Source organism: Nocardiopsis lucentensis DSM 44048 (genome assembly GCF_000341125.1).
Lineage (GTDB): Bacteria > Actinomycetota > Actinomycetes > Streptosporangiales > Streptosporangiaceae > Nocardiopsis > Nocardiopsis lucentensis.
In genome coordinates this window covers 1-6550 of sequence record NZ_ANBC01000706.1, presented here as the reverse complement: position 1 = coordinate 6550, position 6550 = coordinate 1, and the positions used below count along the sequence as shown (strand labels likewise).

Annotated in this window: 6 protein-coding genes; 5 read left to right on the top strand and 1 reads right to left on the bottom strand. The window is 72.2% G+C overall.

Annotation, left to right across the window (positions count from 1 at the left end; translation table 11 throughout):
* Positions 1-717 (top strand): SGNH/GDSL hydrolase family protein (locus D471_RS36000; RefSeq protein WP_017601087.1); only part of this gene is annotated, 717 nt, incomplete at its 5' end.
* Between the two features lie 215 nt (positions 718-932).
* Complete coding sequence (locus tag D471_RS0124660; RefSeq protein ID WP_026128042.1) at positions 933-1493, top strand: C40 family peptidase; 561 nt, start codon at positions 933-935, stop codon at positions 1491-1493.
* 89 nt (positions 1494-1582) lie between these two features.
* On the opposite strand, the gene D471_RS0124655 is transcribed toward D471_RS0124660, so the two are convergent.
* Positions 1583-2293, bottom strand: coding sequence for a class I SAM-dependent methyltransferase (locus tag D471_RS0124655; protein ID WP_017601085.1), 711 nt, complete (start codon positions 2291-2293; stop codon positions 1583-1585).
* A gap of 122 nt (positions 2294-2415) precedes the next feature.
* On the opposite strand from D471_RS0124655, the gene D471_RS0124650 reads away from it, so the two are divergent.
* The 3 genes from D471_RS0124650 to D471_RS0124640 all read left to right on the top strand — a co-directional run bounded on the left by D471_RS0124650 (position 2416) and on the right by D471_RS0124640 (position 6201).
* The gene (locus D471_RS0124650; protein WP_026128041.1) at positions 2416-3375 is read left to right on the top strand and encodes a sugar phosphate isomerase/epimerase family protein; all 960 of its coding nucleotides are present in this window, start codon (positions 2416-2418) and stop codon (positions 3373-3375) included.
* Positions 3376-3455: 80 nt separating this feature from the next.
* A complete protein-coding gene (proC, locus tag D471_RS0124645; RefSeq protein ID WP_017601083.1) occupies positions 3456-4250 on the top strand; it encodes a pyrroline-5-carboxylate reductase in 795 nt (264 codons plus the stop codon).
* 487 nt (positions 4251-4737) lie between these two features.
* Positions 4738-6201 carry a hypothetical protein gene (locus D471_RS0124640; RefSeq protein WP_017601082.1) on the top strand — a complete coding sequence of 488 codons (1464 nt, stop codon included), beginning with the start codon at positions 4738-4740 and terminating at the stop codon, positions 6199-6201.
* Positions 6202-6550 lie beyond the last annotated feature (349 nt).

The window sequence follows — 6550 nt, the reverse complement described above, 5'->3', positions numbered from 1 at the left end:
CCCCCGCCGTACGCGCCCGGCTCCGACCCCCGTTGCCTCCGGTCGTCCAGCAACTACGCCCAGTTGGCGGCCGACGCGCTGGGCGTCGCGGAGTTCTCCGACGCCAGTTGCTCCGGCGCGGTCATCCGGGACCTGCGCGAGCCCCAGCACACCGACCTGACCGACGTCCCGCCGCAGTTCGACGCGCTCACCCCGGACACCGACCTGGTGACGGTCGGGATCGGCGGCAATGACTTCGGTTTCACCGACGTCCTGATGGAGTGCGCCCAGCGGAGCCTGAGCAACCCGATCGGGAGCCCGTGCGCCGACCACTTCGGCGACGAGCTCGACCAGCGGATCGAGGACCTGCGCGACGACGTGTCGGGCGTCTACGCCGAGATCGCCGAGCGCAGCCCCGGGGCGACCGTCGTCAGCGTCGGTTACCTCCAGATCCTCCCCGAGGGCCGGGGCTGCTGGCCGAGCACGCCCATCGCCTGGGGCGACGTGGCCTACCTGGACGGTGTCCAGAGCGCCCTGAACCAGATGATCGCCGAGGAGTCGGGGGCGTCGGGCGCCGTGTTCGTCGACGTGCTCGAACGCGGCCACGACGTGTGCCAGTCGTCGTCCCGCCGCTGGGTCGAGGGGCTGATCCCGGAGAACACGGCCGCGCCGGTGCACCCCAACGAGGCGGGCATGGTGGCCGTCTCCGAGCGGCTCGTGGCTCGGCTGGGTGCCTGACCTTCGTCACCTAACGTAGTTAACCGCAGAGGAAATCTGGTGTCGATCGACTGATATGCACCTTTTATCGGCGAAATTTTACCGTGATCGCACGACGAATTGATCACAGAGGGTGATTCGTTCGCGCGCGAAAGCGACGAAGGGTGATCCGTTGGGATGGAACGCCCCGGGGCCGACCCGGCACGGGGCATCCACACATCCGAACGGGGAACCCCATGAGTCACTCCCGACACCACGAGCAAATCCCGGCCTGCCGCCCGGGTCGTCCCGGGCGGCAGGCCGTACCCGTGCGGACCGCCGCGCGGGCGATCGCCCTCGCCACCGCGTTCCTACTCGCCGCGGCGCTCGCCCCGGCACCGGCTCTGGGGGCCGCCGCCGAAACCGCCCCGCCCTCCGACCGGGTCCATCAGAGGCTGTCCGCCCCGATGGTCGAGACGGCGATCAGAGCCGCCGAGTCGAAGAAGGGCACGCCCTACGGCTGGGGCGGGACCGGGCCGCACGCCTTCGACTGCTCCGGCCTCGTCCAGTGGTCCTTCCGGCAGGCGGGGGTCGAACTGCCCCGTATCGCCCACGACCAGGTGGCGGTGGGCACCAGGATCCCCTACTCACAGGCCCGCCGCGGCGACCTCGTCTACTGGTCCGACAGCGGGGGCTACGTCTACCACGTCGGCATCTACCTCGGCCGGGGCCGCATGATCGACGCCCCCGAATCGGGCGATCACGTCCGCGAGCGCGACGTGTTCCACCACGACCTCGGCGGAGCGGTACGGCTGTGACGCCCACCGCGTCGGACGGTTCCACCACCGGCGTCCGCGGATGACCGATCCGGATCCGGCACCCGTGCCCCTGGTGCCTCTTCCCCCTCTCAATACCTCTTCCACCACACGTTGACCGCGTAGTCCACGGACAGTCCCCGGTGGGAGTCGATGATCTCGGCCGCCAGGGCGGCGGGGAACTCGATCCGCACCACGGCCTCGAAGTCACGCCGGTCCGTGAACTCCCAGCGCATCGTCAGGGCCTCGCGGTGGAAGCCGTGCGCCGTCCAGAACCGCTCCACGGCTCCGGGGTCGTAGCTCGGGAGCGAGCGCCGGAACCACACGCCGAACGTGGAACGGGTGGCGTCGTTGTCGATGACGAACGCGACCCCGCCGCGCCGCATGACCCGGTCCAGTTCGCCCAGACCGGGCTCGCACCCGGGGCCGAAGAAGTAGGCCCACCGGGCGTGCGCGACCTCCACGGTGGCGTCGGGGACGGGGAGGTTCTGCGCCGTCCCGTCCAGCACCCTGACGTGGTCCAGACCGCGCACCCGCCCCCGTGCCGCCTCCGCCAGCCGGGGGTGCGGCTCCACACCCGTGACCCGCCGCGCCCGCGAGGCGAACCCGGGCAGGTGGTAACCGGTCCCGCAACCGACGTCCAGCACGTGGGCGTCGTCGATCGGCCGCACGCGCTCCATGGCCGCGGCGATCACCCCGTCGGGGTCGACGGCGTCGTTCTCCAGTTCGTAGGTGTGCGGATGCTTCCAGATGTTGGGGCTGGGGATCGCGTCCCCGGGGATCACGGGGCGTCTGTGGATCATGCTCGAACCCTAGACCCGCGGCTGACCGCGCTTCGTCGAACCCGTCACCCCCGAGCGCGCGGCACGCCGTGGTCCCGACGGCGAGGGGCGCGCGGGGGCGGGTAGCGCATAGTCTGGGTCTCGTGAGCCCTATCCAGGTCCCAGACGCGCCCGTCGTGCTCTCGTCGGCGTCGGTCTACCCGGAGAAGACCCCGGCCGCCTTCGAGATCGCCGCGAAGCTGGGTTACGACGGCGTGGAGGTGCTCGTCTCCTCCGACCCCGCCAGCCAGGACATCGACCTCCTGCGGCGCCTCTCGGACTACCACCAGATGCCCGTCACCGCCGTCCACTCCCCCTGTCTGGTCCTGACCCAGCGCGTGTGGGGCCGCGATCCCTGGGGCAAGCTCGTCAAGTCCAAGGAGATGGCCGAGGCCCTGGGCGCGAAGGCGATCGTGGTCCACCCCGCCTTCCGCTGGCAGCGCGAGTACGCCAAGGAGTTCGAGACCGGCGTCGCCCGCATGCAGGACGAGACCGACGTCGTCTTCGCCGTGGAGAACATGTACCCGGTGCGCGTCCGCGACCGCGAGGTCGTGCCCTACGCGCCGAGCTGGAACCCGCTCGACCGCGACTACGCCGACGTCACCCTCGACCTGTCGCACACCGCCATGTCCGGCTCCGACGCGATGGACATGGCCAAGCGGCTCGGTGCCCGCCTCTCCCACGTCCACGTCGCCGACGGCTTCGGCGGCCAGAACCTCGACGAACACCTCATCCCGGGACGCGGCCGCCAGCCCGTCGCCGAACTCCTGGAGTATCTGGCCGCCGACGGCTACGAGGGCCAGCTGGTCCTGGAGGTGAGTACCCGCAAGGCCCCCGACCGCCGGGCCCGCATGCGGGAACTGGCCGAGGCGCTGGCCTTCACCCGGCTGCACTTCGCCCGGCCCACCACCGACGCCGGAGGCCGGCCGCGCGACCGGCGCGAACACATCGCCCTCCTGCGCCGCAGACCGGCCGCGCCGCCCCGACACTTCTCCGTGGACCCCCAGGGGACCGTCGACGACCAGGACGCGGACCGGGGAAGGGACGCGGACGGCGACCACTGACCGTCCACGGTGTGAGACGCCCCGTCCGCACCGGAGCGGCCGTGCGGTTAGCGTGGAGGGGACCCGCAGAGAGGACCTTCATGATCGCGATCATCGGCGCCGGAAAAATGGGCGAGGCGCTCCTCGCCGGGATGCTGGCCACCGGCCACGCGCCGGAGGACGTCCTGGTCACCGAGCCGCGCGTAGAGCACGCCGACGAGCTTCGCCAGCGGTACGGGGTCGAGGTGGTCCCCTCGGCGGACGCCGCCAAGCGCGCCGACACGCTGCTGCTCGCCCTCAAACCGCAGGACATGGTGGACCTGCTGGAGGAGCTCTCTCCCCACCTGTCCCCGGACCGCCTCGTCATCTCCGTCGCGGCCGGGCTCACCACCTCCGTGATGGAGAGCCACCTGCCCGTCGGGGTTCCCGTGGTGCGCGCCATGCCGAACACCCCCGCGCTCATGGGCCGTGGCATGACCGCCATCGCGGGCGGCGCCAACACCGATCAAGCACACCTGGCCCGCGCCGAGGACCTGCTGGGCGCCGTCGGCGAGGTGATCCGCGTCGGTGAGCAGCACATGGACACCGTGACGGCGATCTCCGGGAGCGGACCGGCCTACTTCTACTTCATCGCCGAGACGATGGTCGAGGCGGGGGTGGCGATGGGTATGCCGCGCGCCACCGCGCAGAAGCTCGTCGAGCAGACGATGACCGGGGCCGCCGCCATGCTCACGGACTCCGGTGAGCACCCCGTGGTCCTGCGCGAGGCCGTGACCTCGCCGGGCGGGACCACGGCGGCCGCTCTGCGCGAACTGGAGCGCCACGGCGTGCGCACCGCGTTCACCGACGCCATCGAGGCCGCCCGCGACCGCAGCCGGGCGCTGTCCGGGAGCTGACCCAGAGTCACGATTGGCCGGGTCCGGCCGGGGTTCCAGGGGTAGGACGTCCCCATGCGCGGATAGTGTCGGGATAAGGGGACATCGGTCCCCGTCTCGGTCCCGTGCGCGGGACGTCCCATCCCCTCCCGATCCCAGGGCCCCCATGACTTCACCACCTCCTCCCTCCGACCCCTCCCAGCAGCCTCCCGGACAACCTCAGCCCGGCCAGCCGCCGTACTCGGGTCAGCAGCCCCCGTCGGGTCCGCAGCAGCCCCAGCCCGGCCAGCCGCCCCAGCCGGGGCCGCCCCCGCAGCAGGGGCCGCCGCAGCCGCCCGGCGGAGGCTTCGCGCCCGCTCCGGGTGGACCACCCTCAGGCCCCCAGTTCAGCTCGCCGCCCCCCGGGGCCGTCGGCGCGGCCGGGATGGGCGGTCCCCCGCCCGGTGGGATGCCGCCCGGTGGGATGCCGCCCGGGCAGTTCGGTGCTCCGCCGCCCCGGCCGCCCCGGATGGGGCTGTTCGCCTCTCCCACGGCGCTGCGGGCCGCGCTGCTCAACCTCTCCGGGTTCGGCGCCGGATACCTCTACCTGCGGCAGTGGATCTTCTTCGGGGTCGCGCTGGTCGTCACCATCGGTCTCCTGGTCGGTGCCGCCCTCCACGGAGCCGCCGACAACCCGCTGATCTGGGTGCCCGTCCTCCTGGTGTGGTTCCTCGCCGCGGGCGTCCACGGCCTGTTCGCCGGACGCTCCCACGACGAGCGCGCCACGGCCGCGGGCGGCGAGCCCGCGAGGAGGCTCGCCCCCGTGCTGACCGCCGTCGGCCTGGTGGTCGCGGTGGTCGCGGCGCTGGCCGGTGTGTGGCAGGCGGGCGAGTGGCGGCTGCGCGTGGCCGACGCCGCCCACGCCCGGGGCGACTGCGACGGGGCCGTCAGCATCTACGAGCAGGTCGAGGGCGGTTTCCAGCTCTCCATGTCGCCGTCCCTGATGGACCGCGCGCGCTCCGGCGTCGAGGCGTGCGGGATCCTCACCCGGGCCCAGGGACAGGTGTCGTCCGAGGACTACGACCAGGCCCTCGACACCTACAACAGCTACTTCGCGCACCCGGCCTCCCGGTGGGAGGACACCGACGGCGAGGTGGCCGACATCCACCTCTCGCACGCCGCGAGTCTGGCGAACGCGGCCGCCGAGGCCTACACCGGAGAGATCACCGACGAGATCCGGAACGACTTCCAGCGGGCCCACGAGATCTACAGCGTCATCCCCGTCGACTACGAGGGGACCGAGGCGGCCGGGCGGGTGCCCGACGCCATGGTCGAGCTCTACGAGGTCGGGACCTCCGACTACGCCGAGGAGCTCTGGTGCGACGCGTTCGACCAGATCGGGGTCTTCGCCGACCTCGACTGGTCCCTCGCGCCCGCGGTCGCCGAGCGGATCGACGCCGAGGCCCCCGAGGCCGCGCGCCAGTGCGGTTGGGCCGAGGTCGACGGCGGGGACGCCGACCGCGCGGAGGAGATGACCGACTTCCTCGCCGCGGAGTACCCCGACCACGAGGCCGACGACGTCGAGGACCTGGTCCGCCACGTGGGCGCCGCGCAGGTCGAGGCGGAGATGGACCTCCTGCGCGCCGGCGGGGAGAGCACGCTCGAGGTGCAGTCCACCGGCAGCGCGGGCGGTGGTCAGGCCGTCCTGAACTTCACCAACGACAGCGCCTACGACATGCGTCTTCTCTACGTCGGCCCGGACGGTGTCCATGACGACATCACCGCGGCCGGATGTGAGGACTGCGAGGACTACAGCTCGCCGCCGTCCGGCAACTCGTGCTTCGACCGCGGCGGGGAGGCCGTACGGGTCGAGCTGGAGCCGGGTGAGTACCGGGTCCTGCTCGTCCTGGTGGGCAAGACCCGGCCGATGCACGGCACGGTGAACCTCAGCGGCGGCAACGAGTACCAGAGCTGCTTCTACCTCGTGGAGTGACGCGTCGGTGGCCCGGGGCGGACCGAGCGTCCGTCCCGGGCCGTCCCGTACGCGGATAATGTCGGGGAAGGGGATGTCGCTCCCCCTTCCGGTTCCGTGCGCGCCGGACGTCCCATCCCCCGACCCCAGATCCCCCATGACTTCACCACCTCCTCCCTCCGATCCGTCCCCGCAGCCGGAACCGGATGAGCGGCCCCCGCAGGATCCGCGGCCGCCCCGGATGGGGCTGTTCGCCTCTCCCACGGCGCTGCGGGCCGCGCTGCTCAACCTCTCCGGGGTCGGCGCCGGATACCTCTACCTGCGGCGGCGGGTCCCCTTCGGTGCCACGCTCGCCGTCACGGTCGGCCTG